The organism is Amycolatopsis sp. NPDC005003 (assembly GCF_053600695.1).
This window is the reverse complement of sequence record NZ_JBSGAI010000008.1, coordinates 53,201-78,379: the sequence shown is the minus strand read 5'-3', so window position 1 is coordinate 78,379 and position 25,179 is coordinate 53,201. Positions and strand designations below refer to the sequence as shown.

Genomic DNA, 25,179 nt, shown 5'->3' with positions numbered 1-25,179 from the left:
CGGACAACTGGTGATCACAAGGCCGTAGGAACCGGAGGGCCGTTACGTGTCGAGCAGGTATGCGACGTTGCGTCGTGAGCAGCTGGCCGTTCTGCTGCCGGAGCTGTTGCTCGCGGGACAGTTGATCGACCGGTCGGGGATGGCGTGGTGCATCGGCGCGTTCGGCCGGGCGGAGATGACGCGGATCGCCATCGAGGAGTGGATGGCCTCGAGCCCGATCTACACGCGCCGGATGCAGCGTGCGCTCGGCTACGAGGGCGACGACGTGGTGACGATCTTCAAGGGGTTGCAGCTCGACATCGGCGCGCCACCGCAGTTCATGGACTTCCGCTACACCGTGCGCGACCCGTGGCACGGCGAGTTCCGGCTCGACCACTGCGGGGCCCTGATGGACGTCGAGCCGCTCGGGGACGAGTTCGTGACCGGGATGTGCCACGACATCGAGGACCCGACGTTCGACGCGACCGCGGTCGCCACCAATCCCCGGGCGCGGGTCCGGCCGATCCATCGGCCGCCGCGCCGGCCGGCCGGACGGCACCCGCACTGCGCGTGGACGGTGGTCATCGACGACGCCCATCCACCGGTGAGCGAATCGCCGGGCTGTTGCAGACTCAGGAGTTCTCACGCGGCCACGATCGAGCTCGACCCGATCGACGCCGCGGACGACGGCCGTGCCGGCTACGCCGGGCCGCTGCTGGCCGATCTGGTGTTCGCCGAGTTCTCGAAGTCGGCGCTCGTGCGCATGGCCGACGAGGTCTGCCTGCAGATGCACCTGCTCAACCTCGGCTTCGTCCACGCCGTGCGGCAGCGCACCGACGCGGCGCAGGCGCGGCAATTGTGCGTCAAGCAACTGACCGGGATCGCCGGCATCGCCGCCGAGCGCCTGCACCGTGCGCTCGGCCTGCCCGGTGGTGTCGAGGGTGCGCTGCGGGTGCTCGGGCTGCACCCGCTGCTCAACCCCGCCGCCTACGTGCGCGCCACGGTCGGCGACACGGTGACCGTGACCGCCTCGCCCGGGCATTCCGACGGCGCGTGGATCTCGCTGTGCGGCCCGGACGAGGTCAGGCCGCTCCAGGCGATCGTGCGTGCCGTGGACCCGCGCCTCGACGTCGAGGTCGACGGTGCCCCGTCGGAGTGGATCGCGCGGGTCGTGTGGCGTGACGAGCCCGCGAAGGAGTTCGACGAAGTGGCCGTCACCAGGATCAGCACCGGCTCGTCGTTCACCTTCCGGCCGCGCAGGGCGCTCCCGATCACCCCGGTCGGCCGGTCATGACCCGGTTCACGCTGGCGGGAGTGTTCGACACGGTGGCGCGGGCGGTGCCCGGCCAGGAGGTCATGGTCTGGCGTGACCGCAGGCTCCGCTACCGGGACCTGAACGCCCGCATCGACGGGGTGGCGCACTTCCTGGTCGCGCGGGGGCTGGGGTGCCACACGGAGCGAGCCGAGCTCGCCTGCCACGAGTCCGGGCAGGACCACATCGGGTTGTACCTGCGCAACGGCAACGAGTACCTCGAGTGCATGGTCGCGGGCTCCCGGGCGAGGGCCGTGCCGTTCAACGTCAACTACCGCTATGTCGACGAGGAGCTGCGGTACCTGCTCGCCGACGCGGGCGCGCGGGCGCTGGTCTACCAAGCGGAGTTCGCGCCGCACGTCGCCGCGATCCGGGACCGGTTGCCGGGGCTGGAGGTACTGGTCCAGGTGGCCGACAAGAGCGGGAACCCGCTCCTGCCCGGCGCCGTCGACTACGAGTCGATCGTGACCACCGCGGCGCCGTCCCGCATGCCCGAGCCGGACGGCGACGACCTCTTCCTCATCTACACCGGGGGCACGACCGGGATGCCGAAGGGCGTGCTGTGGCGCCAGCACGACGTGTACCTCGCGGCGATGGGCGGCACCCCCTTCGGCACCAGGACGCCGTTCGCGGGCTACCCGGAGATCGCCGACGCGGCGAGGCGGGCGGCCGGCGGCGTCCGGTTCCTCATGACCGCGCCGTTCATCCACGGCGCGGCCCAGTGGTCGGCCTTCCACGTCCTCAACTCGGGCGGCACGATCGTGCTGCCGGCCGGCGTGCGGCAGCTGGACTGGGCCGACGTGCTGCGCACCGTCGAGCGGGAGCGGGTGGTGAGCGTGCCGGTCGTCGGAGATGCCATGGCCCGTCCGATGATCGAGGAGATCGAGACCGGGCGGTACGACCTGAGCGGGCTGGTGGCGGTCAGCAACGGTGGCGCGCCGCTCACCCCGGCCGTCCGCGCCCGCCTGCTCGCGGCACTGCCGAAGATCGTCCTGCTGGACGCGGTCGGCTCGTCCGAGACCGGCATCCAGATGAGCCACTTCGCCGGTGCGCAGCCGGACTCGACGGTCTTCACCCCGGATGAGCACACGACGGTCCTGGACGAGTCACGCCGGCGTGAGCTGCGCGCGGGGGAGGGCGAAGGCTGGCTCGCGAGTCACGGCCGGGTGCCGCTCGGCTACCTCGGCGACCCGGACCGGACCGCGGCGACGTTCCCGGTGCTCGGCGGCCGTCGGTACAGCGTGCCCGGCGACCGGGCGGTCCGCCTCGGCGACGGCTCCGTGCGGCTGCTCGGCCGGGCCGCGACCACCATCAACTCCGGCGGGGAGAAGATCTTCGCCGAGGAGGTGGAACGCGGCCTGGCCGCGCACCCGGCCGTGCGCGACGTGCTCGTGGTCGGCCGCCCGTCGGCCCGCTGGGGAAGTGAGGTCGTGGCCATCGTCGTGCTGTCGGCGGCGGTCTCCGATCAGGAGTTGCTGGCCGAGTGCCGCCGTCACGTCGCGGGGTACAAGGCGCCGAAGGCGATCCTGCGCCGGCCGGAGATCGTGCGGTCGCCGAGCGGGAAGGCGGACTACCGCTGGGCTCGACGGCAGGCTTCCCCAGGGTGAGCCGTTTCGACCGGCCGTGCGCTAGTGCTTCGGGCGCCGGCGCGTGTCGGAGAGCAGGAGGTCGGTCACCTTGCCGAGCCGCTCCGGGAGGTCCTCGAAAGCCAGGTACCCGGTGCCGGCGAGGACCACCGCCCCCACGAAGGCCATCGTGAAGGTCTCGCGCGCGGTCGGTGACATGGGGCCGATCGCTTCGGCTGCCCGGCTGAGCATCGCGGTGCCGATCTGGTCGCGCAGCAGCCGGACTTCGGGGTCGTCGGCGAGCAGGGCGGTGGTGCAGGCCCGGCTGAGTTCGGGTTCTTCGGTGAACACCTCGGTGATGCTGCGCACCGCGTCGGCGAGTGCGGCCGCCGGGGACCGGCGTGGTTTGGCCTGCGGTTCCGGGGAGTTCTGCACCTGCTGCCACAGGATCGCGCACACCAGGTGTTCCTTGGAGGCGAAGTAGGTGTACGCCGTCGCGGGGGACACCTCGGCGCGCTTGGCGACCGAGCGGACCGTGAGGTCGCTGTACGGGACGGTGCGGACCTCGTCGAGTGCGGCCGTGAGCAGGCGTTGGACCGTGTCGGCCCGGCGGCCGTCGACGATGCGCCGTACGGGTTCCATCACGCGGCCGTGCTCTCGCTCATGTCCACATGATACCTGTCCGAACAGGTGTCAAGGACGAGGTCGGGGGGCTGTGTCGGCCACCGGGTCGCCGAGGCCGAGCGCGGCGGCGAGGTGCTCGAGCGCCAGGCGGGCGAGCGGGGTGTCCACGCCGAGTTCCTCGGCGAGCGCGATGGCGAGGGTGAGATCCTTGTGCCCGAGGTCCCGCACGTGCGACAGGATCGGGTACCAGCCGTCCTCCGGCGCGACGGGGGCCGTGGTCGGGCGCAGCATGATCGCGCCCGGGCCACCGGTGATGGCGTCGGAGTGCCGCACCACCTTGCCCAGTGCGAGCAGGTCCAGGCCGGCCGCCTCCGCGAGGCGCTGGGCTTCCGCGGCCGCGGCGAACGACACGAAGTGCAGCAGGTTGCGGGCCAGCTTCGCGCGGGTGCCGGCACCGGGCGGGCCGGCGTGCATCGTGTGGCCCGCCCAAAGCGCGAACACGTCGCGGCAGCGCCCGAACGCGGCGTCCGTGGCGCCGACCATGACCGCGAGGTCGCCCTTGACGGCGCCGGGGGCGCCGCCGGAGACCGGTGCGTCCACGATCTCGATGCCTTGTGCGCCGTGGGTCCGGGCCAGCCGCGTCGCGGTCGTGGCGGCGATGGTGGAGTGGATGGCGACGACCGTGCCGGGAGCGGCGGTCTCCAGGAGGCCTGCCGGCCCGGAGAGTACGGCCTCGACCTGGGCGTCGTCGCGGACCATCAGCGAGATCACGCCGGCGGACCGGGCCACCTCGCGGGGACTGCCCGCCGCGCGGGCGCCGGCCTCGACGAACGGCTGGAGGGCCTCGGGGCGCACGTCGTGGACGACAAGACCGCCGGGCCAGGCCAGCAGCCGCCGCGCCATCGGCGCCCCGATCCGGCCGAGCCCGATGAAACCGACCGGCTTCGCCGCAGCTCCCTCTTCGCGAGTGGACATGTGTCTGGACTGTAGTCCGAAGGATGGGACGGGGTCAAAGGTTTGCCGCCGCCGTCCGGTCAGAGTAGTGTCTGGACATGTGTCTAGTATGACGTTCAACCCGTACGACTACGACTTCCACGAGGATCCGTACCCCACGTACGCGTGGATGCGCGCTCATGCGCCGATTTACCACAACGAGGAGCAGGATTTCTGGGCGCTGTCCCGGTATTCCGACGTGACGGCGGGGTTCCGTGACAACGTGCGCCTCTCCAGCGCCAACGGCGTGTCGCTGGACCCGGCGGCGTACGGGCCGCACGCGCATCGCACGATGTCGTTCCTGGCCATGGACGAACCGCGCCACCTGCGGATGCGTGCGCTGGTGTCCCGTGCGTTCACCCCCCGCCGCGTGCTCGAGCTGGAGGGGCGCGTCACCGAGCTGACGCGGCAGCACCTCGACGCCGCGCTGGAGCGCAAGGAGTTCGACTTCATCGGGGAGTTCGCCGGAAAGCTGCCGATGGACGTGATCTCGGAGCTGCTCGGGGTGCCCGTCGCCGATCGGGACCGGCTTCGTGGGCTGGCCGACGTGGTGATGCACCGCGCCGACGGCGTGCTGGACGTGCCGCCGCCGGCCATCGAAGCGGCCATCGAGCTCGCCACGTACTACGCGGACATGCTCGCGCAGCGGAAGCGCCGCCCCGGCGACGACCTCGTGTCGGCCCTCCTGGACGCGGAGATCGACGGCGAGCGGCTCACCGACACCGACGTCATCGGGTTCCTGTTCCTGATGGTCGTGGCGGGGAACGAGACGACCACCAAGCTGCTCGGGAACGCGCTGTACTGGGCGTGGCGCAACCCCGGCGAGCGGGCGCGGGTGCTGGCCGACGCGGCCCTGGTACCGGCGTGGATCGAGGAGACGCTGCGCTACGACACGTCGAGCCAGATCGTCGTGCGCACCGCGGCGGCGGATCTCGGCTACCACGGGCGGACGGTTCCGGCGGGAGCGCGGGTGTTGTTGCTGATCGGGTCGGCCAACCGGGACGAGGAAGCCTTTCCCGGTGGGGATTCCTATCGCATCGGCCGCGATTTCGAGCGTCAGCTGGCGAGTTTCGGGGCGGGGGTGCACTTCTGCCTGGGCGCGTCGCTGGCGCGGCTGGAGGCCCGGGTCGCGCTGACGGAGACCGTCAGGCGGGTCGCGGACTACGAGGTGGACGACGCGGCCGCGGAACGCGTGCATTCGACGAACGTGCGGGGTTTCGCCACCCTGCCCATCCGGATGACCACCCGCTAGGAATTGTGCTTGCGGTCCTTGTCGTGTTTCGCGATCACCTTTTCGACGGCCGTGAACATCTTGGTGCCCAGTGGCCAGCCGACGTAATGGGTGAGGAACAACACCGCTTCGCGCAACTGTTCGGCGTCCAGTTCTTCGTTGTGCAGCGCGGCGGTGGCCTGGATGGTGGCGATGTCGTCGAGACCCTGACCGGCGATCGCCCCCAGCAGGAGCAGCCGCCGGTCGCGCAGGGAGAGCCCCGGCCTGGTCCAGATCTCGGCGAAGAGGTGGTCGACCGTCTGCGCGAAGAACTCGCCGGGCTGGTCGGGCATCTCCCAGCCGTAGACCTCGCGCATCATGTCCAGGCCGCGCTTGCGCTTGTCGTTCACCGCATGACCTGCCCGCCGTCGACGTTGAAGATCTGCCCGGTGATCCAGCCGGCCTCGGCGGACAGCAGGAACAGGCACATGCCGACGAGATCGGCCGGGGTGCCCATGCGCTTGATCGGCAGCCGGTCGATCAGCTGCTTGACGATCTCGGGCGGGGTGACGGCGCGGGTGGCCTCGGTGTCGGTCGGGCCGGGGGCGATCGCGTTGATGCGGATGCCGGAGCCGCCCAGTTCGGTCGCGAGCTGCTGGGTGAGGCCGTTGACGCCGGCCTTCGCCAGTCCGTAGAACGACGAGTAGGTCCAGGCCGCCGTGGAGGACTGGTTGACGATGGCGCCGCCGCCTCGTGCCTTCATGTGCGGTACGACGGCGCGGGTGCATAGCAGCACTCCGTCGAGGTTCACGCCCATGAACTTCTTGTAGTAGTCCCAGTCCACCGCGAGCAGCAGGTTCAGGTTCATCCCGCCGTAGATCGCGGCGTTGTTGACGAGGAAGTCGACGCCGCCGAACCGGTCCACTGTGGACGTCGCCATCGCGGTGGTCGATTCGGGGTCCGAGACGTCGACCCGGACGCACGCCGCGGCGCCTCCGTCCGCGGTGATCTGCTTGGCGACCTGCTCGCCGAGTCCGGCGTTCAGGTCCGCCACGACCACGCTCGCCCCCTCGCGCGCGAGGGCACGGGCGTAGGCCTCGCCGATGCCTTGCGCCGCGCCGGTCACGATGGCGACCTTGCCGTCGAAACGACTCATTGAGCTCTCCTCTACGCGGGTTCGGCGATGAGTTTGGTTTCCAGGTACTCCTCGAAGCCGGCCACACCCATCTCGCGGCCGATCCCGGATTGCTTGTAACCGCCGAAGGGGGCGTCGGCGGAGTACCACACCGCGCCGTTGACGCTGAGGGTGCCGGTGCGGATCCGGGCGGCCACGGCCCGGGCGCGGTCGAGGTCGGTGCCGAACACGGCGCCGGAGAGGCCGTAGGGGGAGTCGTTGGCGATGCGCACCGCGTCGTCGTCGCCGTCGTGCGGCAGGATCACCAGCACCGGCCCGAAGATCTCTTCCCGTGCCACCCGCGCATCGTTCGTCAGGCTCGCGATGAGCGTCGGCTCGATGTAGAAACCCCGGCTGCGCCCGGCCGGACGGCCGCCACCGCAGACGATCTTGCCGCCCTCTTCCGCGGCCAGCGCGAGGTAGCTCTCGACGCGGTCGCGCTGGCGGGCCGAGATCAGCGGCCCGCAGACCGTCCGGCCGTCGGCGGGGTCACCGCACCGGATGCCGCCGAGCACCGCGGCCGTCGATTCCACGGCTTCGTCGTAGCGGGCCCGGGGCACGAGCAGGCGGGTGCTGAGCGCGCAGCCCTGCCCGGCGTGCGTCGACACCATGAACGCCGCCATCGCACAGGCGCCGGCGAGGTCGGCGTCGTCGAGCACGATGCCGGCGGACTTGCCGCCCAGTTCCAGGAAGACCTTCTTCAGGGTCCGGGCAGCCGCCGTCATCACCGCTCGCCCGGTGGCGGTGGACCCGGTGAAGGAGACGAGGTCGACGCGGGCGTCCGCGGTGAGCCGGCCGCCGATGCCGTGATCGGCGGAGGTCACGATGTTGACCACGCCGGGCGGGATGTCCGTCTCTTCGGCGATGAGCTCGCCCACGGCGGCGGCGCACCAGGGCGTGTCCGGTGCGGGCTTGAGCACGACGGTGTTGCCCGCGGCGAGCGCCGGTCCGAGCTTGGCGAACGTGATCTGGTGGGGGAAGTTCCACGGCGTGATCGCCGCGACGACGCCGGCGGGTTCCCGCAGGACCGTGCGCCGGCTGCGCACGCCCATGGGCGCCGCGACGCCGAGGTCCTGGCGCCAGGCGTAGCCGTCGGCGAGGTCGGCGAACCAGGTGAGGTCGCCGGCCGGGATGTCGAACTGCGGGCCGCGGGTCAGCGCGACCGGCACACCCGCTTCGGCCACGGTGAGCGCACGGAGCTCGTTGCCGTGGGCCATCAGCGCCTCGCTGAGCTGACGCAGGCAGTGTGTCCGCAGCGCGGTGTCACGCGACCAGTCCGTGTCGTCGAAGGCGTGGCGCGCGGCCCCGATGGCCTCGTCCAGGTCGGCCGCGTCGGCGTTCGCCGCCGTGCCGAGCACCTCCTCGGTCGCCGGGTTGACCGTGGGGAACTCCCCGGCCCGGCCCGGTCGCCGCACACCATCGATCAGCAGGTTCGCGGAGTCGCGCGGCCGGAGGTCTCGACTGGACATGTGTCCAGACGATAGTTTGCAACAGTGTCCAATGCAAGCGAGAGCGAGGGAAGTGACCGGGATGAGCGTCGACGCTCCGGACATCAGTCTTCTTGACGGCGCCTTCTACGCGGGTGACCCGTATCCGGCGTTCGCGTGGCTGCGGCGCAACCAGCCCGTGTACCGCGATCCGCGCTCGGGCGTGTGGGGGGTGACCCGGTACCACGACATCAAGGCCGTGGCCATGGCGCCTGCGCGGTTCTCGAATGCGGGAGGCATCCGTCCCGACCAGCCCGCCATGCCGTACATGATCGACATGGACGACCCGGAGCACCGGCGGCGCAGGCAGCTGGTCGGCGCGGGGTTCCTGCCGAGGGCGGTGGCCGCGCGGCGGCCCGTGATCGGCGAGATCTGCGACTACCTGATCGACCGCGTGTGCGAGCGGGGAGAGTGCGACTTCGTGCGGGACCTCGCCGCGCCGCTGCCGCTGTTCGTGATCGGGGACATGCTCGGTGTCGAGCCGGCGGACCGCCCGGATCTGCTCCGCTGGTCCGACGACATGATGGGTGCGCTGGGATCGCCCGATCCCGCCGACCTGTCCCGCGCGATGACGGCGTTCAGCGAGTACACCGGCTACATCGCCGAGCGGGTCGCCCGGCGACGGCGGGACGGCGACCAGAGCGACCTCATCGGCGTCCTCGCCAACGCCGAACTCGACGGGGAGCGGCTCGCCGACGACTCGATCACCATGGAGAGCCTGCTGATCCTCATCGCCGGGGACGAGACCACCCGGCACGTGATCAGCGGCGGCATGGAGGCGTTGTTCGCCCACCCGGACCAGTACGCGCGGCTGCGTGGCGAGCGCGGCCTGCTGCCCGCCGCGCTCGAAGAAATGCTCCGCTGGGTGTCGCCGATCAAGAACATGGCCCGCACCGCCACCGCCGACACCACCATCGGCGACGCCGGGATCCGGGCGGGGGAGACGGTGCTGCTGCTGTACCCGTCGGCCAACCGGGACGAGGACGTGTTCGACGAGCCGGCGGAGTTCGACATCACCAGGCGGCCGAACGACCACGTCGCCTTCGGCTTCGGACCGCACTTCTGCCTGGGCAGCCAGCTCTCCAGGCTCGAGCTCGGGGAGATGTTCGGCCGGCTGCTCACCCGGTTGCCCGATCTCGAGCTGGCCGGGGAAGCCGCGATCCCGCTGCCCCGGCGTCCGGCGAACTTCGTGTCGGGTATCGAGTCGATGCCCGTGACGTTCACGGCGGGGCCGCGCTGATGTCCGGACGGTGGGACGCCGAGGCCGACGTCGTGGTCGTCGGTTTCGGCGGAGCGGGCGCCTGCGCCGCCATCGAGGCCGCCGACCGGGGCTGTGCGGTCCTGGTGGTGGACAGGTTCCGCGGCGGCGGGGCGACGGCCATCAGCGGCGGCATCGTCTATGCGGGCGGCGGAACGCGGCACCAGGTCGAAGCCGGCTTCACCGACAGCGAGGAGGCGATGCTGGCCTACCTCGAGCTGGAAACCGGCGACGCCGTGTCGGAGGTGACCCTCAAGCGGTTCTGCGCGCAGAGCGCCGAGAACCTGCACTGGCTGGAGAGCAACGGCGTTCCGTTCGACGCCGGCATGGCGCCGAGGAAGACGTCCTATCCCACCAACGACTACTACCTCTACTACTCGGGCAACGAGCTCGCGCCGCCGTACCGCGACCGGACGCCGCCCGTGCCGCGCGGCCACCGGGCGCACGGCGCCGGCATGTCGGGCCGGACGCTGTTCGCCGCGCTGCGCGGGGCGGTGGCGCGCCGGCCGATCGAAGTGCGCTACCAGACGGCGGCGTCCCGCCTGCTCACCGACGAGTCCGGCCGGGTGATCGGCGTGGAGTGCCGGGAAATCACGACGCCGATCGCCCGCTGGGCGCACCGGCTGATGTCGCAGGCCAACCGCAAGCTCAACGTCTACTACCGGCCGGCAGGCCGGATGCTGGACCGGCCGATCCGCCGGATCGAGGCCGAGCGGGGCGTCGTGCGGCGGTTCCGGGCGCGCAACGGTGTGATCCTGGCGGCGGGCGGGTTCGTGTTCAACCGGAAGATGCTCGCCGAGCACGCGCCCGCGTACAAGGGCGGCTCGTCACTCGGCACGATCGGCGACGACGGAACCGGCATCCGGCTGGGGGTCGAGGCGGGCGGCGTCGCGGACCGCCTGCACCGGGTCTCCGCCTGGCGCTTCTTCAACCCGCCGATCGCACTGGTCGAAGGCGTGCTGGTGAACCCCGAAGGCGAACGGGTCTGCAACGAGACGCTCTACGGCGCCAAGATCGGCGAGCACATCGCCCGGCAGACGAAGTCCCGGTCCTACCTGATCGTGGACCGGCGCATCCTGGACGAGGCGAAACGCCAGCTGCCGGAGCAGACGCTGTGGTTCCAGTGGATGCAGATGAAGTACCTGTTCCTCGTCGGGCACGTCAAAGGGGACACGCTCGAGGAACTGGCCCGAGGGATCGAGGTCGACCCGGACCGGCTGCGTCAGACGATCGATGCGTACAACGCCGCCGCGCGGGCCGGGAAACCGGACGCGATGGGCAAGGACGCCGGCCACGTCCGTCCACTCGAGACCGGTCCCTACTACGCGCTGGACTGCTCGCTGCGTACTCAGCCGGGCTTTCCCTGTCCGATCATCACCCTGGGCGGGCTCGCGGTGCGGGAGGAGACCGGTGCGGTGATCCGCGCGGACGGCAGCGCGATACCGGGACTCTACGCGGCGGGGCGGAACGCGGTGGGCGTCTGCTCGGAGTCCTACGTCAGCGGCCTGGCCATCGCCGACTGCGTGTTCTCCGGACGCAGAGCGGGGGCGACGGTCGCCGCCGCGGCGGAGGAGCCGAAGTGAGCGGGCCGCGCCGCACGACGCGGGTACGTCCAGCCCGTTGGCGGTCGACAAGCAGGCGTCGGCCGTCTCGGTGACCATGTCGGCGACGCGCAGTCGGTGGAAGTGGATGTCGCTCACGATTGCCCTCTCGTCTGTCGACGGCATCGATTGTATGGACAAACATCTGGACAGCTGTCCAGTGCTCCGGGCTTGTCTCCTCCGATTGGTCAGAGTACTGTCTGGACATGTGTCCAGCGGCCTTGTGTCCGATCGAAGAACCGCCCGGGGTCTCCGTCGAAGGGCGAGCTGGTCGTCCAGTTGGCGCGGCCGTGTGCCGTGACTTACCGCCGTCGCCGTCGGGTGTGTCGTGAAAGTCGAAGCTGACCTGGACCTGTGCCAGGGGCATGCCATGTGCGAACTGGAGGCGCCCGAGGTGTTCGCCGTGCCCAAACGGGGCAAGGTCGAGATCCTCGACGAAACTCCACCGGGCTCATCGCACAACGATGTGCGGCGAGCGGTCGCGAGCTGCCCTACCCAAGCGCTACGAATTTCCCAGGACAGCTGATGTCGCGCGTCGCATCGCCCGGCCCGCCGGCAACGAACCTCGGACCTGTCATGGGACACGCCTGCGCCGGTCCGAAGGTGGCCATCACGTCGAAATCACCCAATCGTACCCGCCGGTGAATGGCCTACACCTTACAACGTATGGTTACCTTACGTGGTAAGGTGGAAAAGGGGTGAAAGGGTCTTATATGAAGGCTGCGGTGCACACCAGGTACGGCCCGCCGGAAGTCGTCCGGATCCGCGAGGTGGACATGCCGGCGGTCGGGGACCGGGACGTGCTCGTCCGGGTCCACGCGACGACGGTGAACCGGACGGACTGTGCCTACCGGGCGGCCAAGCCCTTCTTCATGCGACTGCTCACCGGGCTCGCCCGCCCCCGGCGCACGATCATGGGAACCGAGTTCGCCGGGGTCATCGAAGCGGTCGGCCGTGGTGTCACGTCCTTCTCGGTCGGCGACCGGGTGTTCGGGTACAACGAGGGCGCGTTCGGCGCGCACGCCGAGTACCTGTCAGTGCCGGAGGACGGGTCGATCGCGACCATGCCGGCGGGCGTGACCTTCGAGCAGGCCGCTCCCGGCACCGAGGGGGCGCACTACGCACTCGCGTGCATCAGGCACGCGGGAACCCGGGCCGGACAGGACGTTCTCGTCTACGGCGCGACCGGCGGGATCGGCTCGGCGGCCGTGCAGTTGCTGAAGAGTCTCGACGTCACCGTGACCGCGGTGTGCGGCACGGCGAACCTGGCGCTGGTGAAATCCCTGGGCGCGGACCGGGTCGTCGACTACACGGTAGGGGACTTCACCGAGGACGAGCAGACCTACGACGCGGTGTTCGACGCGGTGGGCAAGAGCACGTTCGGCCGCTGCAGACGACTGCTCAAACCCGGTGGGGTCTACCTGTCCTCGGAGCTGGGGCCCTGGGCCCAGAACCTCATGCTGGCATTGGTCACCCCGCTGCTGCGCGGCAGGAAGGTGAAGTTCGCGTTTCCGCGGGACGACCAGGCCATCGTTGGCCACCTGCGAGAGTTGATGGAGTCCGGGGACTTCACGCCGGTCATCGACCGTCGGTATGCGCTCGACCAGATCGTCGATGCCTACCGGTATGTGGAGACCGGACAGAAAATCGGCAACGTCGTGATCACCGTCGCGCAAGTGGACTGACCGACGGCGTCGTGGACGGCCCTCTCAGCTTCTGGCAAGCTGCGGTACCCGGCACTTTGCCGACCTTGTGATCACCCAAGATGAAGGCCAGCTCGGGTGCCGCGAGGTGTCCGACCCCCAGGGCGCGCAGGGCGTGAGCGAGCCGCGTCACGCGTGCGGCCAGCTTTCCGTAGGATAGGGGTCCACCGTCGTGCACGACGGCGGTGGCCTCCGGTGCCATGCGGGCACGTCGTGCGGGCCACGAGCCGAGCCCTTGATCGCGCATGGTGCGTCTCCCTTCTTTCAGAGCCAGTCGGGCCACGGGTAGCCGGCCGGTTCGTCGTGGTCCCGGCGGGGCGGCAACGGGGCGAGCCGCCCCCGGGAGAAGACCAGCGGTGCGGCGCCGGGCTTCTCCACCCCGAGCTCCCGGACGCGGCCGAGGACGAAGTGGTGGTCGCCGACGGTCCACACGTCGGCGATGTCGCAGTCGATCCAGGCCACGACGCCCGCCAGGACGGGGCTGCCCGAGGCCGCGTCGCGCCACGGGTGGCGGTCGAAGACGCCGGGTGCCTTGGCGCTGACGTCCCGGCAGAGGCCTTCCTGGCCGGCGGCCAGCACATTCACGCAGAAGGCGTTCCCGGCCCTGATCCTGCGCCAGGTCACGGAGGAGCGGCCGGGGAAGAACGCGACAAGCGGAGGGTCCAGGGACACCGAAGCGAACGAGCCGATCACCAGGCCGACCGGGGTGCCGTCGGGTTCCTTCGCGGTGACCACCGTGACACCCGTCGGGTAGTGGCCGAGCACGTGCCGGAACCAGCCCGGGTCGCCGCCGGGCGCCGTCGCGGCGGGCGGCGAGGAGTTCACGCCCGGGTCTCCAGCCCGAGCAGAGAACGGGCATACCCCGTGGCAAACGAGCCGTGCTGCGCGTTGATGTGCGTCTTGTACGTGGCGACGTCGCGCAGGTACCGCTGCATGCGCTCGCCGTTCGCCAGCGCGCTGGAGCCACTGGCCGAGGCCAGCATCTCGACGGCCTGGCAGGCGAGCTGGCCGGACTGCCGGGCCGTGAGGGAGAGGGCCTGGTCGTCCAGTTCGGAGAAGGGCTCGCCCCCTGCCAGGCCCCGGGCGGCGTACGCGGTGTAGTCGTCGGCGACCGACAGGACGATCCGCTGCGCGCTGTCGGCCAGGGCCGTGGCCAGGCCGAGGTTGCGCTGGTGTTCCGGATCGTGGCTGCGCGGCTTGAAGGGCGGCATCGGGCTGTTCTTGGTGGTGATGATCCGCTGGTACTCGTCGACCGCGGCCCAGGCGGTGCCCGCGACGATCGAACACAGCTGGATGTTGAAGAACGACAACAGCCAGCCCGCGTACATCGGGTTGCCGTGCAGTTCCACACCCGGCCCGTCGGTGGCGTCGTTCGCCACGTAGATCCTGGACACGTACTCATCCGGCACGAGGACGTCCTCGGCCACGACGCTGTTGGAGCCGCTGCCGCGGAAGCCCAGGATCTCGCCCCAGTTGTCGAGCATCCGCCAGCCCGACGGCACGAGCACCAGGCCCGGCGTGGGCATGCCGCCCTCTTCGTCGACGATGAGCACGCCACCCATGAAGTGCGTGGAGACGTTGACTCCGGAGGCGTAGTCCCAGCGGCCGTTGACCAGGTACCCGTCGGGGGTCCTCGTCGCGGTGGCGGTCGGGGCGACCGGCAGCGGGGCCCGGAAGTCACCGTCCGGCCCGAACACCGCGCGCTGGGTGCTCTCGGGGAAGCGGCCGGCCACCACCAGGCTGTGGGAGGCGGCCAGACACAGGTTCCAGCCGCTGGACGGGCAGCCGCGGGCCACCTCGGTGACCATCCGGGAGTAGGTCCGCAGGTCGAACTCGTAGCCGCCGAAGCGGCGTGGCTGGAGGGACCGGTAGAAACCCGCCTCCAGGAACGCCTTGTGCGTGTCCTCGGAGATCCCGGTCCGCTGCTCGGTCTCGTCCTGATGATCACGGAGCCAGGCCCGCATGCCGGCGGCCCGGCGCACCAGTTCCTCCGGTGTCAGGTCCGGCTCCGGCTGCGGAATCTCGATGATTTTCCCGGCTGCCTCGGTTGTCTCGGACAATGCGCACCTCATCCTGGCTGCTGTTCTGAGTCGGCCTGAAGGGAGTGTTGGCAGCGCGGCGAAGGACCGTCCAATGCCGGTCACCGCGGGCTTGATGAGCGCCGTGCATCACAGCAGGTCGGAGGGGGTGACGGGAATGGCCCCCACATTTCTGCCTCGTGACGTGCGGGGAAGCGCGCTGTAGCCTGGCGCGAACGACAACGCCGTGGACCTCGCCGTTCTGGAGGGTTGAGTGGAACTCCGGAGCCTGCGCCATTTCTCGGCGCTCGCCGAGACCTTGAATTACCGGGTCGCCGCCGAGCGTCTGTACCTCACCCAGCCCGCGCTGACGCGATCGATCGCGGCCCTCGAGCGTGAGCTGGGCGTCCAGCTGTTCGACCGCGACAAACGGCATGTGGCGCTCACCGCCGACGGCGCGGAACTGCTCGAACGGGCGGGCGAGGTGCTGGCCGACGCCGACCGGCTCGCCGCGGCCGCAGACGCCATCAGGGCCAGGCGACGGGACGAGGTGCGGGTCGCGCTCTACGGGGTGGCGCTCGCGGAGCTGACGCATCCGGTCATCGAGTCGTTCTGCGAGCGGTATCCCAGGGTCAGGATCCGGGTGCACGAAGCGGACTTCCACCAGGGGCTCGCCCCGCTGCTGGCCGGCGAGTGCGACGTGGCGCTGTTGTGCCTGAGCGCCGACATGCCGGGCCTGACCCGCGTACCGATCTTCACCGAGCCCGTTTCCCTCGCGCTGTGGAAGGGGCATCCGCTGGCCTCGGCCGCCGCGGTGGACATGACCGAGGTCTACGACCAGCCCTGGGTCACCCCCCACCCGGAAGACGACCTGTGGGTGGGGGGACGCCACGGGGACCACGACGCCCCGACAGTCGGCTCCCACGCCCGCTCGGCTCTGGACATGGCCTCGAAGATCGCCTACCAGCACATGGTGGGGCTGATGCCACTGTCGGGCGCCCGGATGTTCCCGCCCCACCCGGGAGTGGAGACCGTCGCCCCGAAAGAACCCCTCGATGCAGTGGCCGCAGTCGCCTATCCGAAGACGGGCCACTCGCCCGCCGCCCCGGCGTTCGCCGAGGTCGCCCGCCGGGTGGCCCGACGCGCGACCGGCGTTCCGTACGCCGAGATCTCCCGGTAGGAGGGGTGTCGGCGGGGTCAGGCCCAGGTCGCGTCCGCCGGTCCGATGCCCACGATGAGCACATCGGTCTCCGCCGTCGTCATCGGGCGTCCTGCTCCACCGCTGCCGGCCGCTTGCCCAGCCAGCCCATCAGCGCCTCCGCTACCTCGTCGGAGTTCTTCTCGCCCATGGGCAGATGACCGTTGCCGGTGATCCCCAGCTCCGGCAGGCGCAGCAGCTCGGCGTCCGCACCGGCCTGCGCCAGATAATCGGCGACGCCGTGCCCGGACGGCGCGAACGGCGAAGTGTCGGCCACGACGACGGCGATCGGGATGCCCTTCAGGTGGGGCAGGGACCGGACGGGTTCGTCCTGCACGAGGCAGTCCGGCAACCCGTCGGCTCCGGCTGCCCGGGGCTTGGTGCGCAGCTCTTGCGGATCCCGGACCGGCGGCTCGTAGGTGATCGGGGCCGCGGTGAGGCCCCAGTCCAGCCGGCCGAAGCCGGGCAGCTCGGTGAACGGCGGCCCGATCGGCTCCACCGCGATGATCGCCTTGACCAGCCCGGGCCGGGCGTCGGCCACGAGCCACCCGAAGGGGCCGCCCATCGAATGGGTGATGAGCACAGCCGGCCCGATGCGGTCGAGCAACTCGGCCCCGCAACGCCGCATCTGCTCCTCGTTCCCGGTGAACGTGGGCAACGCGGGTCCCTGGCTCGCCATCAACTGGTCCAGCGCGGAATCGTCGCCGATCTCGCCGCTGCCGGGCCATTGGCTACCGGGTCGCCCCGCCCCGTCGCAGAACAGCCAGCGGATGAACTCGTAGGTCGGCGCCGCGCCCTTCATGGGCCCGAGGACATCGGGGTGGTAGGGGGAGCGCCCGTGACCTGGACGGTCGACCACGTACACGGCGTAACCGGCCTGGAGGAACCGGGTGGCCCAGCCGGGGCGCCCGTCCGGCGTCGACAGGTAGTCCGTGCCCTGGCCACCGCCCCCGTGAACCATCACCACGGGCAGCGGATGCCGGAGATCGGCCGGGATCTGGTACTGGACGTACATCGCGGCCTCGGCGGCGGTCCCGGCCTCGGTCGGCTTGCGCCCGGCACCGACCCAGAACGCGCCCTGCTCGCTGATCGTCAACGGCGAGGCGGCACGGGCCGGCTCGGCGGTTCCGGGTGCTGGGGAGCTGGTCATCGGCGAACCTCCGTCACGGCTTCTGCGCCCATGCCCAGCACTATCGGTGACCGGCTCCGGGGCGGTCCAATGCCGGTCGGGGACGCCGTGATGCACGGCGCTCATCAGCGTCCCCGAGGGCTTTGGCGTTCCGCAGGGCCGGACCGTGGTAGTCGCAGGGTGAACACCGCACCCGAGGGCGAGCTGACGGCGACCGTGCCGCCGTGCGCGGTGACCAGGTCCCGCACGATGGCCAAACCCAGCCCGCTGCCGCCGGTTTGCCGGGCACGGGACTTGTCGGCGCGCCAGAACCGGTCGAACACGAACGGCAGGTCTTCGGGCGGGATGCCGGCTCCGGTGTCGGCGACTTCGAACACGACTTCGTCGCCGTCGGCCGCCGCGCGTACCGTGACCTGCCCACCCGGTGGGGTGTACCGCAGCGCGTTGCCCACGAGGTTGCCGATGGCCTGGCGCAGGCGCACCGGATCCGCGATCAGCACGAGGTCCGGGTCGGCCACGGCGGCGGTGAGGGTGACGTCCGGGGCGTCCGGGGCGTGCGCGACGATGACTTGGTCGACGAGGTCGGTGACCCGCATCGCTTCGGGATGGATCCGCAACTGCCCGGCGTCGGCGTCCGCGATGTCCCGCAGGTCTTCGATGATGTGGTGGAGCAACGCGGTGTCTTCCAGGAGGGAGTGGGTCAGCGCGCGGTCCAGTGGGAGGTGCCCGTCCTCGGCTGCTTCCAGCCGGCCGCGGACGGCGTTGAGCGGATTGCGCAGTTCGTGGGCGATGTCGCTGATCATCGTGCGTCGTTGCTGCTCGATCTGTTCGCGGCGCTTCACCAGCGTGTTGAACGCCTCGGCCAGGTAGCCGATTTCGTCCCGGGAGGTCACTGGTGCGCGCTGCTCCCGGCGCACGGCTTCGGTGAGCGCGCGCAGGGGCCGGGCCAGACGGGAGGTGACGGCCACCATGACGAGCATGGCCAGTCCGACCACCCCCAGCGTCAGCAGGGTGATGCGGGCGGAATTCGCGGCCGACAGCGGGAACCCGGACCGGGGCTCTCCGTCGGGACCGAGCACGAACAGCAGTGCGGGCGGGGCGACGTACCCGGCCAGTTGTGCCCGGCGTGCGGAGTCCGCGCACGACTTCGCCGCCCACGTTTGGTTGCCTGTCACGGCGAAGCCGAGCGTGACCACGGCGGGCTCGGTGGCGCCTTGGTGGCTCAGGCAGGTGGCGACCAGCGTGTTCAGCTCGGCGAGCGCCCTGGATTCGGTCGGGGTGGGCTGATCCAGTGCGTCCGTGTTGCACTGGGTGCGGACGAAGTTGCCACTGGGCGGGCTGACGACCGGCCGTCCCGACGGCAGTTCCCGGACCTGTGCGGGAACTCCCGTGTCCTGCAGGCAGAATTGCGCCAGGGCGGCCGCCGTCTGCAGGCTGATGCGTTCGTCTGCGGTCAGGGCGTACGGCCCGACCACGCGGGAATCGATTCCGCCGGGTGAGGTACCGGGCAGCAACGCCGGGTCCACGTGGAGCGGGTCGACCACCGCGCGGGGCTGCTCGGGCAGCGCCACCGCGCCGCCGGCGGAGTCGGCGATCGCTGCCCGCGCGGGCGTCGTCAGCACGATTCGGCGGCCGGTTTTCGCCGCCAGCAGGCGGACGGTGTCGCCGGCGCCGCTCCAGGCCGGGTTGCGCGACGCATAGCCGATCAGCTCGTCGTAGACGGACGCGTCGGCGGACAACGCTCGCCCTTGTTCCCGGCGGATTGCCTCGGTCGTGCTTTCGGCCGCCAGCCACGCCGTCGCGGCGATGGAGCTGACGGCGATCAGTGCGGAAACCCCCGTCAGCCGGACCACCAGGCCGCGGTGGCGGGCGAACCTAGTCCGCATCAGTGAGCTTGTACCCGACGCCGTACACCGTCACCAAGCGAGCCGGGCGGGCCGGGTCACGCTCGATCTTGCGGCGCAGGTTGAGCATGTGCACATCGATGGTCCGGGTCGTGATGTAGGCGTCGGTGCCCCGGGTCAGCTCCAGCAGCTGCTCCCGGGTGAACGCGCGGTCCGGCTGGCCGGAAAACACCTCGAGCAGCGCGAACTCGGCATGGGTGCACTCCACCGGCCGGCCTGCGAGATGGACGGTGTGCCGCTGCCGGTCGACCACCAGATCCCCGACCCGCGACAGAAAGCCGGTCTGTGCCCCGAATCGCGTCCGGCGCAGCAGCGTCCGCGCGCGTGCCACCAGTTCGCGGGGGCTGTAGGGCTTGGTCATGTGGTCGTCGGCCCCGAGGTCGAGACTGCGCAGCAGGTCGTACTCGGAGTCGCGCGCGGTCAGCACGAGCACTGGGACGTCGGACTCGGTGCGCAGGGTGCGGCAGACGTCGAGGCCGTCCATCCCCGGCAGCATCACATCGAGTACCAGCAGGTCGGGCCGGCGCGCGCGAGCGCACGCCAGCGCCTCCTGACCGTCGTGCACGACTTCGACGGTGTGCCCTTCACCTTCCAGGTAGAGGCGGATCACCTGGGCCTGGTGGGGATCATCCTCGGCGACGAGTACACGGGAAGACATCGCCCCAACGTATTCGCCGCGGACATCATTCGAACAGCGCCTTAACCGGATGCTGACGAGATCCACCAAAGCTGTTCCCATGACGAGCAGTGACGACCGGGGCTTCGCCCCGGGCCGGGGGCTCCGCCACCCGGACCCCCCGAGATGCAGTTTTTCCCGACGGCTGAAGCTGAGCCTGTGCGTGGCGGCGGCGCTGTGCGCGACCGCGGCCTGCGGAGGCTCGCCTGAACCAGCGCCGAACGTGGCCTCCTTGCCCACCGGCAAGACTTCGGCGAGCACCGGGGCGACCACCGGGTCCACAGTGGACCGCCACCCGCACCAGACGCTCGACACCACCGACGCCGAATGGTGGGGCTGGACCCAGGTGTACTGGAAGTGTCTCAAGGACCACGGTGTCCCCTACGTCGAGAAGGAACCGGGGACACTCGCACCGAAAGACAGCGAAGCCACGATCCGGGGCCGGAACCCGGCCTACGACGGCGCCTTCGACCAGTGCGAACCCATCAAGCCGCTGCCCGCGCCGGAACTTTCACCCGACACCAACCCGCACTACCTGGACGGCTACCGCAAGGAGATCGCCTGCCTCAACAACCACGGCCTGAAGGTCACCCCGCTGCCCAACGGTGGCGGCTGGAACTACGACGGCCAACCGACGATGTCCCAGGACGAGCAGGCCAAAGTGCAGTTCGACTGCCGCAAGGAAGCCTACCGTGCGGGGTAAGACGATCACGATCACCGTCGTGGCCGCGGTCGCGGCGGTCACGGGAGGCGGAGCCTGGTGGTTCGGCACCGCGCCCGCTCAGCCGACGTCGGCGGCGCCGGCGGCGCCCGGCACCACGCAGGTGCGCCGGACGGACCTGTCCACCAGTACTTCCACGGCGGGGAAGCTCGGCTACGGCAACACCCGGATGATCAAGGGAACCAGCCCCGATGTCGTGACCTGGCTGCCCGCCACCGGCGCGACGGTCGACCGGGGCGGCCAGCTCTACCGCGTCAACGACAAGCCGGTCGTGCTGTTCTTCGGCAGCACCCCGCTGTATCGCAAGCTCGACAGCCCTGACCTGGCCGGCAAGGACGTCAAACTGGTCGCGGACAACCTCACCACGCTCGGGTACCGCATCGGCGCGCAGCCCCGCGCCGGCAAGGGCGAAGCGGTCCTCACGCAATCCCTGATCGACGCGATCAAACGGTGGCAGACCGCCCAAGGCGTGGAGCCCACCGGTGTGGTGGACGTGGGAGACGTGGTCGTTTTCGGGGGCCCGGTGCGCGTGGGCGCGATCCAGGCGCAGCTCGGCGATCCGGCGACGAACTCGCTGTTCCAGGTGAGCGCCACGACCAAGTCCGTCACTGTCGAGATCGACGCGACCGATGTCGGCTCGCACAAGGCCGGGGACAAGGTGACGGTCAAGATGCCCGACGGGAGCACAGCCGGCGGTTCGGTCAGCTCGGTGGGGACGGTGGCCAAGGGCGGCAACTCCTCCGATGGCGGCGGTGACGGCTCACCGGCCTCGCAGCGGGTGGATCTCGTCGTCGCCCTGGACGATCCGGCGAAGGCCGGTTCCCTGGACTCGGCGTCCGTGCAGGTCGCGTTCCCGGCCACGAGCAGACACGGCGTGCTCGCGGTCGCCGTCGGCGCGCTGCTCGCGCTGAAGGAGGGCGGGTATGCGCTTCAACCTCCCGGCGGCGCGCTGGTACCGGTCACGACCGGGCTGTTCGCCCAGGGCATGGTGGAGGTCAGCGGCGCCGGCGTGGACGAGGGCATGATCGTGGTGACCGCGTCGTGACCCCGGTACTCGCCGTCCGCGGGGCCGGCATGACCTACCCGGGCGGGGTGCGCGCGCTCGACGGTGTCGACCTGACGATCCGGGCGAGCGAACTCCTCGCGATCGTGGGGCCGTCCGGCTCCGGCAAGTCCACTCTGCTCACCGTGATGGGTACGCTGGACCGGCCGACGTCGGGCACCGTCGAGGTGGACGGCCAGGACGTCGCCGCCCTGTCCGACCGGGAACTGTCCGCGCTGCGCGGCCGCCGCATCGGCTTCGTGTTCCAGCAGTTCCACCTCATCGACGGCCTGAGCGCGGCCGCGAACGTGGCCACCGGCCTGCTCTACGCGGGGATACCGCACCGCCGTCGCCGGGCACTGGCACTGGCTGCGCTGGAGCGGGTCGGCTTGGCCCACCGCGCCGATCACCGGCCCGGTCAGCTCTCGGGTGGGGAGCGGCAGCGGGTGGCGATCGCCCGCGCCGTGGTCAAACAGCCGGCGCTGCTGCTCGCCGACGAGCCGACCGGCGCCCTGGACACCGCGACCGGGGCGACCGTGCTCGAGCTGCTGCGCAGCCTGAACGGCGAGGGGACGACCGTCGCCGTGATCACCCACGACCGGGACATCGCGGCCAGGCTGCCTCGACGGCTGGAGCTCCGCGACGGCCGGCTCGTCCGTGACACCGCCGGCGGTGTGCGGTGAACCTCCGTGACCTGCTCTCGGTCGGCCTGATCGGCCTGCGCACGCGCAAGGCCCGCGCCGCGCTGTCGGCGGTGGGCATCTCCATCGGCATCGCCACGCTGGTCCTGGTGACCACGATCCCGGCGTCGAGCCGACAGGCGCTGGCCGCTCAGCTTTCCGCACTGGGCACCAATGTCCTCGTGGTGTCTTCGCCCGTCCAGCTCCGGCCACCGGTGCCGCTGCCACGGGAATCCACCGCCATGGTGCGCCGGATCGGCCCGGTGACCGAGGTGCAGGCGGTGGGCAAGACCCCGGCCCGGATCACCCGAACCGACCACTCGGACCCCGCCGAGGTGACCGGAGTAACCGTCCTGGCCAGCGACCTCGGGTTGCTGTCCGCGGTCCGGGGGCACGTCGGGTCCGGGCGGTTCCTCGACGCGGCCACCGAGCGCTTTCCCACCGTCGTCCTGGGTGCCGTCGCCGCAGCGCGGCTGGGGGTTCCCGATCTGGCGCGGGAACCGGCCCCGCAGGTCTACCTCGGCGGCAGCTGGTTCACGGTGATCGGCGTGCTCGATCCGCTGCCGCTCTACCCGGAGCTGGATCGGTCGGCGCTGGTGGGATGGGCCGCGGCTCAAGCCTTTCCGGGGTTCGACGGCAACCCCAGCCTGCTCTACGTCCAAGCCGCCGAGTCCGCCGTCGAGGACGTGCGCTCGATCCTGCCCCGCACGGCCAACCCGGAGCGGCCCGACGCTGTGCAGGTGACCAAGCCGTCCGAGGTGCTGGCCGCGAAACGGGCCACCGACACAGCGTTCTCCGGGCTCCTGCTGGGACTGGCCGGAGTCGCGTTGCTCGTCGGCGGCGTCGGGGTGGCCAACACGATGGTGATCTCGGTGCTGGAGCGCCGCGGCGAGATCGGTCTCCGCCGGGCCCTGGGCGCCACCCGCGGCCACATCCGCGGCCAGTTCCTCACCGAGGCAGTGGTTCTGTCCGGTCTGGGCGGCGGCCTCGGCCTGCTCCTGGGCATCGGCACCAGTGCGGCCTACGTGCTCCGCCAACAGTGGCCGCTGGTGATACAACCGGAGACCCTGGCCGGTGGATTGGCCGGCGCGCTGCTCATCGGCGCGGCCGCGGGGGTCTACCCGTCCGTGCGAGCGTCCCGGCTCACCCCGACCGAGGCGTTGGCCCTGTGAGAGCCGAGCATCGATCACGGCGTAGACCCGGATCGAGCCGCTGCTGCCGCGTACGGGCGTCGAAACGCCGATGTACGCCGACTCCTCGCAACGCGCCGCCGAGATCGAGGAGTCGGCAACGTGGCCGCCCGCCCGGCTGCGGCGGGACCTCGAGTCCACAGCGGACACTCGGCGCCAGGTCGACAACGGTCCTGACTCTCCACGATTCCGCCGCAGCGCTCCAGCCGTGCACAGAGCTACCGGACGGTTACGCGACGGGGATCGAAGACACGCGTCATCGTCAGGGCGGCTCGCCGGCGGCTCAGGAGCCGGCTCGCGAGCACGCCGAGGCGGTTCGCGCGGCCGTCGATGACCACGGGGCCCGGGTTGTGGCTCTCCAGGTGGTTCAGTGCGGTCGTGACGACGTTGTCGGGGGTGCGTAGTTTTCCGGCGGTCAGCACGGCCGCGCCCGGGCCCATGCCCGACGTGAATTCGGTGGCGGTGGCGCCGGGGCAGACGGCGAACACGGTGACGCCGGTGCCGCGCAGCTCGGCCCACAGTGACTCGGTGAAGCTGAGGGAAAACGCTTTCGTGGCGCCGTAGACCGCCATCCGGGGCGAAGGCAGGTAGGCGGACACGCTGGCGACGTTGATGACGAAGCCGTGGCGGCCGTTCACCATGCCGGGGAGGAAGGCGGCCGCCAGCCGTACCGGTGCCAGGGCGCCCACGGCGATCTCGGCGGAGAGGCGGCCGGGTTCGGATTCGAGGAATGGGGCGAACGATCCGGACGCGGCGTTGTTGATCAGGCCGGTGACGTGGAGGCCCTGCTCGGTGACCGCGTGGTGCAGTTCCTCGGCGGCGTCGGGCCGGGCGAGGTCCGTCGGGATCACGTCGATGCGGGCGTCGGTGGCGCGGCGGAGTTCCTCGGCCAGCAAGGTCAGCCGGTCGGCGCGGCGGGCGACGAGCACGAGGTTCGCGCCGCGCGCGGCCAGTGTCCGGGCGAACGCAGCTCCGATACCGGAGCTCGCTCCCGTGAGCAGCACGGTCTGGGCGCGGTAGTCAACGGTCATGCCACCAGCGAACCGGCGGCCGGCGCCCGCGTCCAAGACCTGTTTCGCACCTGGTCATGCACGAGCGGCATCGCGGACGAGCAGCTTCTGCGCGGAACGGACGAACTCCGCGACGAGCGGGTTGGTCTCCCCGGCGCGGCCGGCGACGACGACCTGGCTGGGCTCGGCCCCGTCGATGGGAACGGCGATCAGGTCGGGACGCAGGGTGAAACGCCGGTCATCGGCGGGGACGACCGCGATGGCAGTGTCCTCGGCGATAGCTTCGAGTTTGTCGTCGTAGGTGTCGGCGAGGGTGGGTCCCAGTGTGGCCGGATCGCCGCCGTCGCGGGGTTCGAGCCGCCAGAAGCCGGTCCAGTCTTCGCCCATGCCGGTGCAGGCGACGAGCGGCTCCGACCGGACGTCGGAAACGTTCACGGTCGAACTCGACGGGCTCGGCCACTGGTGGATGCTCGACGACCCGGCACGGGCGGCTGCCATGCTGCTCGACTTCTGGAACAGCTTGTGAACTCCGGTGCGGCGCTCGCGAGGGTGAGTTCAGCCGACCTCTCGACGGACCGCGGTGACCTCATCTCCCAGCCGCCTGCGAGACCGGCTGAAATCACGCCATTCGGCGGGCGCGCCCCTCCTCCGACGGGACTCGGAACCGGGCGCGGGGATCGTGCCTGCCGAGCTGCTCGAGCCGTT

The 25,179-nt window shown here is 70.9% G+C and carries 25 protein-coding genes; 13 read left to right on the top strand and 12 right to left on the bottom strand.

What is annotated here, in order from left to right; genetic code table 11:
- The first annotated feature begins 46 nt into the window (after positions 1 to 46).
- A complete protein-coding gene (locus tag ACWED2_RS11985) occupies positions 47 to 1,273 on the top strand; it encodes a hypothetical protein (RefSeq protein WP_449690453.1) in 1,227 nt (408 codons plus the stop codon).
- On the top strand, positions 1,270 to 2,898 hold the full coding sequence (locus tag ACWED2_RS11980) for an acyl-CoA synthetase (RefSeq protein WP_449690452.1): 1,629 nt from the start codon (positions 1,270 to 1,272) through the stop codon (positions 2,896 to 2,898). The genes ACWED2_RS11985 and ACWED2_RS11980 overlap by 4 nt, the downstream gene beginning before the upstream one ends.
- A 21-nt stretch (positions 2,899 to 2,919) precedes the next feature.
- Here ACWED2_RS11980 and ACWED2_RS11975 read toward each other — a convergent pair whose 3' ends face one another.
- Positions 2,920 to 3,498, bottom strand: a complete 579-nt coding sequence (locus tag ACWED2_RS11975) for a TetR/AcrR family transcriptional regulator (RefSeq protein ID WP_449690617.1) — start codon at positions 3,496 to 3,498, stop codon at positions 2,920 to 2,922.
- A 51-nt stretch (positions 3,499 to 3,549) separates the two neighbouring features.
- The gene (locus ACWED2_RS11970) at positions 3,550 to 4,455 is read right to left on the bottom strand and encodes an NAD(P)-dependent oxidoreductase (protein ID WP_449690451.1); all 906 of its coding nucleotides are present in this window, start codon (positions 4,453 to 4,455) and stop codon (positions 3,550 to 3,552) included.
- Between the two features lie 88 nt (positions 4,456 to 4,543).
- Between ACWED2_RS11970 and ACWED2_RS11965 the strand changes: the two genes are divergently transcribed.
- Positions 4,544 to 5,725: a cytochrome P450 gene (locus ACWED2_RS11965; RefSeq protein WP_449690450.1), complete on the top strand. Its 1,182-nt coding sequence runs from the start codon at positions 4,544 to 4,546 to the stop codon at positions 5,723 to 5,725.
- On the opposite strand, the gene ACWED2_RS11960 is transcribed toward ACWED2_RS11965, so the two are convergent.
- From ACWED2_RS11960 to ACWED2_RS11950, 3 genes are read right to left on the bottom strand one after another with little or no spacing between them, the layout of a single operon-like run.
- A complete protein-coding gene (locus ACWED2_RS11960; protein WP_449690449.1) occupies positions 5,722 to 6,093 on the bottom strand; it encodes a carboxymuconolactone decarboxylase family protein in 372 nt (123 codons plus the stop codon). The genes ACWED2_RS11965 and ACWED2_RS11960 overlap by 4 nt on opposite strands.
- Complete coding sequence (locus ACWED2_RS11955; protein WP_449690448.1) at positions 6,090 to 6,839, bottom strand: SDR family oxidoreductase; 750 nt, start codon at positions 6,837 to 6,839, stop codon at positions 6,090 to 6,092. The genes ACWED2_RS11960 and ACWED2_RS11955 overlap by 4 nt, the downstream gene beginning before the upstream one ends.
- Before the next feature lie 11 nt (positions 6,840 to 6,850).
- The gene (locus ACWED2_RS11950; RefSeq protein WP_449690447.1) at positions 6,851 to 8,326 is read right to left on the bottom strand and encodes an aldehyde dehydrogenase; all 1,476 of its coding nucleotides are present in this window, start codon (positions 8,324 to 8,326) and stop codon (positions 6,851 to 6,853) included.
- Between the two features lie 61 nt (positions 8,327 to 8,387).
- Between ACWED2_RS11950 and ACWED2_RS11945 the strand changes: the two genes are divergently transcribed.
- From ACWED2_RS11945 to ACWED2_RS11930, 4 genes are all read left to right on the top strand, one after another.
- Positions 8,388 to 9,584, top strand: coding sequence for a cytochrome P450 (locus ACWED2_RS11945; RefSeq protein ID WP_449690446.1), 1,197 nt, complete (start codon positions 8,388 to 8,390; stop codon positions 9,582 to 9,584).
- Complete coding sequence (locus tag ACWED2_RS11940) at positions 9,584 to 11,185, top strand: FAD-binding protein (RefSeq protein WP_449690445.1); 1,602 nt, start codon at positions 9,584 to 9,586, stop codon at positions 11,183 to 11,185. The genes ACWED2_RS11945 and ACWED2_RS11940 overlap by 1 nt, the downstream gene beginning before the upstream one ends.
- A 346-nt stretch (positions 11,186 to 11,531) precedes the next feature.
- The gene (locus ACWED2_RS11935; RefSeq protein ID WP_449690444.1) at positions 11,532 to 11,729 is read left to right on the top strand and encodes a ferredoxin; all 198 of its coding nucleotides are present in this window, start codon (positions 11,532 to 11,534) and stop codon (positions 11,727 to 11,729) included.
- A 187-nt stretch (positions 11,730 to 11,916) separates the two neighbouring features.
- The gene (locus ACWED2_RS11930) at positions 11,917 to 12,888 is read left to right on the top strand and encodes an NAD(P)-dependent alcohol dehydrogenase (protein WP_449690443.1); all 972 of its coding nucleotides are present in this window, start codon (positions 11,917 to 11,919) and stop codon (positions 12,886 to 12,888) included.
- Positions 12,889 to 13,170: 282 nt separating this feature from the next.
- Here the strand turns inward: ACWED2_RS11930 and ACWED2_RS11925 are convergent, their stop codons facing one another.
- Positions 13,171 to 13,731, bottom strand: a complete 561-nt coding sequence (locus ACWED2_RS11925; RefSeq protein WP_449690442.1) for a flavin reductase family protein — start codon at positions 13,729 to 13,731, stop codon at positions 13,171 to 13,173.
- Entirely contained in the window at positions 13,728 to 14,966 is a 1,239-nt protein-coding gene (locus ACWED2_RS11920; protein ID WP_449690441.1) for an acyl-CoA dehydrogenase family protein, read from the bottom strand. The genes ACWED2_RS11925 and ACWED2_RS11920 overlap by 4 nt, the downstream gene beginning before the upstream one ends.
- Positions 14,967 to 15,198: 232 nt before the next feature.
- Between ACWED2_RS11920 and ACWED2_RS11915 the strand changes: the two genes are divergently transcribed.
- Positions 15,199 to 16,104, top strand: coding sequence for a LysR family transcriptional regulator (locus tag ACWED2_RS11915; RefSeq protein ID WP_449690440.1), 906 nt, complete (start codon positions 15,199 to 15,201; stop codon positions 16,102 to 16,104).
- Positions 16,105 to 16,183: 79 nt separating this feature from the next.
- Here the strand turns inward: ACWED2_RS11915 and ACWED2_RS11910 are convergent, their stop codons facing one another.
- The 3 genes from ACWED2_RS11910 to ACWED2_RS11900 all read right to left on the bottom strand — a co-directional run bounded on the left by ACWED2_RS11910 (position 16,184) and on the right by ACWED2_RS11900 (position 19,813).
- The gene (locus tag ACWED2_RS11910; RefSeq protein WP_449690439.1) at positions 16,184 to 17,272 is read right to left on the bottom strand and encodes an alpha/beta hydrolase; all 1,089 of its coding nucleotides are present in this window, start codon (positions 17,270 to 17,272) and stop codon (positions 16,184 to 16,186) included.
- A gap of 104 nt (positions 17,273 to 17,376) precedes the next feature.
- Positions 17,377 to 19,137, bottom strand: coding sequence for a sensor histidine kinase (locus ACWED2_RS11905; protein ID WP_449690438.1), 1,761 nt, complete (start codon positions 19,135 to 19,137; stop codon positions 17,377 to 17,379).
- Positions 19,127 to 19,813 carry a response regulator transcription factor gene (locus tag ACWED2_RS11900; protein WP_449690437.1) on the bottom strand — a complete coding sequence of 229 codons (687 nt, stop codon included), beginning with the start codon at positions 19,811 to 19,813 and terminating at the stop codon, positions 19,127 to 19,129. Before ACWED2_RS11900 ends, ACWED2_RS11905 begins: the two co-directional genes overlap by 11 nt.
- Positions 19,814 to 20,063: 250 nt before the next feature.
- Here ACWED2_RS11900 and ACWED2_RS11895 point away from each other — a divergent pair, with 250 nt between their 5' ends.
- The 4 genes from ACWED2_RS11895 to ACWED2_RS11880 are packed head-to-tail and all read left to right on the top strand — an operon-like array spanning position 20,064 to position 23,446.
- Positions 20,064 to 20,534, top strand: a complete 471-nt coding sequence (locus ACWED2_RS11895) for a hypothetical protein (RefSeq protein ID WP_449690436.1) — start codon at positions 20,064 to 20,066, stop codon at positions 20,532 to 20,534.
- The gene (locus ACWED2_RS11890; RefSeq protein ID WP_449690435.1) at positions 20,524 to 21,597 is read left to right on the top strand and encodes a peptidoglycan-binding protein; all 1,074 of its coding nucleotides are present in this window, start codon (positions 20,524 to 20,526) and stop codon (positions 21,595 to 21,597) included. Before ACWED2_RS11895 ends, ACWED2_RS11890 begins: the two co-directional genes overlap by 11 nt.
- Positions 21,594 to 22,277: an ABC transporter ATP-binding protein gene (locus ACWED2_RS11885; protein WP_449690434.1), complete on the top strand. Its 684-nt coding sequence runs from the start codon at positions 21,594 to 21,596 to the stop codon at positions 22,275 to 22,277. The genes ACWED2_RS11890 and ACWED2_RS11885 overlap by 4 nt, the downstream gene beginning before the upstream one ends.
- Positions 22,274 to 23,446 carry an ABC transporter permease gene (locus ACWED2_RS11880; RefSeq protein WP_449690433.1) on the top strand — a complete coding sequence of 391 codons (1,173 nt, stop codon included), beginning with the start codon at positions 22,274 to 22,276 and terminating at the stop codon, positions 23,444 to 23,446. Before ACWED2_RS11885 ends, ACWED2_RS11880 begins: the two co-directional genes overlap by 4 nt.
- 236 nt (positions 23,447 to 23,682) lie before the next feature.
- Here the strand turns inward: ACWED2_RS11880 and ACWED2_RS11875 are convergent, their stop codons facing one another.
- Together ACWED2_RS11875 and ACWED2_RS11870 are read right to left on the bottom strand one after the other, a co-directional pair.
- Positions 23,683 to 24,495, bottom strand: coding sequence for an SDR family NAD(P)-dependent oxidoreductase (locus tag ACWED2_RS11875; RefSeq protein WP_449690432.1), 813 nt, complete (start codon positions 24,493 to 24,495; stop codon positions 23,683 to 23,685).
- A gap of 54 nt (positions 24,496 to 24,549) precedes the next feature.
- Positions 24,550 to 24,861, bottom strand: coding sequence for a hypothetical protein (locus ACWED2_RS11870; protein WP_449690431.1), 312 nt, complete (start codon positions 24,859 to 24,861; stop codon positions 24,550 to 24,552).
- Between ACWED2_RS11870 and ACWED2_RS11865 the strand changes: the two genes are divergently transcribed.
- Positions 24,860 to 25,000 carry a hypothetical protein gene (locus ACWED2_RS11865; protein WP_449690430.1) on the top strand — a complete coding sequence of 47 codons (141 nt, stop codon included), beginning with the start codon at positions 24,860 to 24,862 and terminating at the stop codon, positions 24,998 to 25,000. The two genes, ACWED2_RS11870 and ACWED2_RS11865, sit on opposite strands and share 2 nt — an antisense overlap.
- The last annotated feature ends 179 nt before the right edge of the window (positions 25,001 to 25,179 follow it).

Coding starts and splice junctions, on each gene's coding strand:
- ACWED2_RS11980 (WP_449690452.1), top strand. CDS start 1,270: ATGACCCGGTTCACGCTGGCGGGAGTGTTCGACACGGTGGCGCGGGCG.
- ACWED2_RS11975 (WP_449690617.1), bottom strand. CDS start 3,498: ATGGAACCCGTACGGCGCATCGTCGACGGCCGCCGGGCCGACACGGTC.
- ACWED2_RS11970 (WP_449690451.1), bottom strand. CDS start 4,455: ATGTCCACTCGCGAAGAGGGAGCTGCGGCGAAGCCGGTCGGTTTCATC.
- ACWED2_RS11965 (WP_449690450.1), top strand. CDS start 4,544: ATGACGTTCAACCCGTACGACTACGACTTCCACGAGGATCCGTACCCC.
- ACWED2_RS11955 (WP_449690448.1), bottom strand. CDS start 6,839: ATGAGTCGTTTCGACGGCAAGGTCGCCATCGTGACCGGCGCGGCGCAA.
- ACWED2_RS11950 (WP_449690447.1), bottom strand. CDS start 8,326: ATGTCCAGTCGAGACCTCCGGCCGCGCGACTCCGCGAACCTGCTGATC.
- ACWED2_RS11945 (WP_449690446.1), top strand. CDS start 8,388: ATGAGCGTCGACGCTCCGGACATCAGTCTTCTTGACGGCGCCTTCTAC.
- ACWED2_RS11940 (WP_449690445.1), top strand. CDS start 9,584: ATGTCCGGACGGTGGGACGCCGAGGCCGACGTCGTGGTCGTCGGTTTC.
- ACWED2_RS11930 (WP_449690443.1), top strand. CDS start 11,917: ATGAAGGCTGCGGTGCACACCAGGTACGGCCCGCCGGAAGTCGTCCGG.
- ACWED2_RS11910 (WP_449690439.1), bottom strand. CDS start 17,272: ATGACCAGCTCCCCAGCACCCGGAACCGCCGAGCCGGCCCGTGCCGCC.
- ACWED2_RS11905 (WP_449690438.1), bottom strand. CDS start 19,137: ATGCGGACTAGGTTCGCCCGCCACCGCGGCCTGGTGGTCCGGCTGACG.
- ACWED2_RS11900 (WP_449690437.1), bottom strand. CDS start 19,813: ATGTCTTCCCGTGTACTCGTCGCCGAGGATGATCCCCACCAGGCCCAG.
- ACWED2_RS11875 (WP_449690432.1), bottom strand. CDS start 24,495: ATGACCGTTGACTACCGCGCCCAGACCGTGCTGCTCACGGGAGCGAGC.
- ACWED2_RS11865 (WP_449690430.1), top strand. CDS start 24,860: ATGCCGGTGCAGGCGACGAGCGGCTCCGACCGGACGTCGGAAACGTTC.
- ACWED2_RS11870 (WP_449690431.1), bottom strand. CDS start 24,861: ATGGGCGAAGACTGGACCGGCTTCTGGCGGCTCGAACCCCGCGACGGC.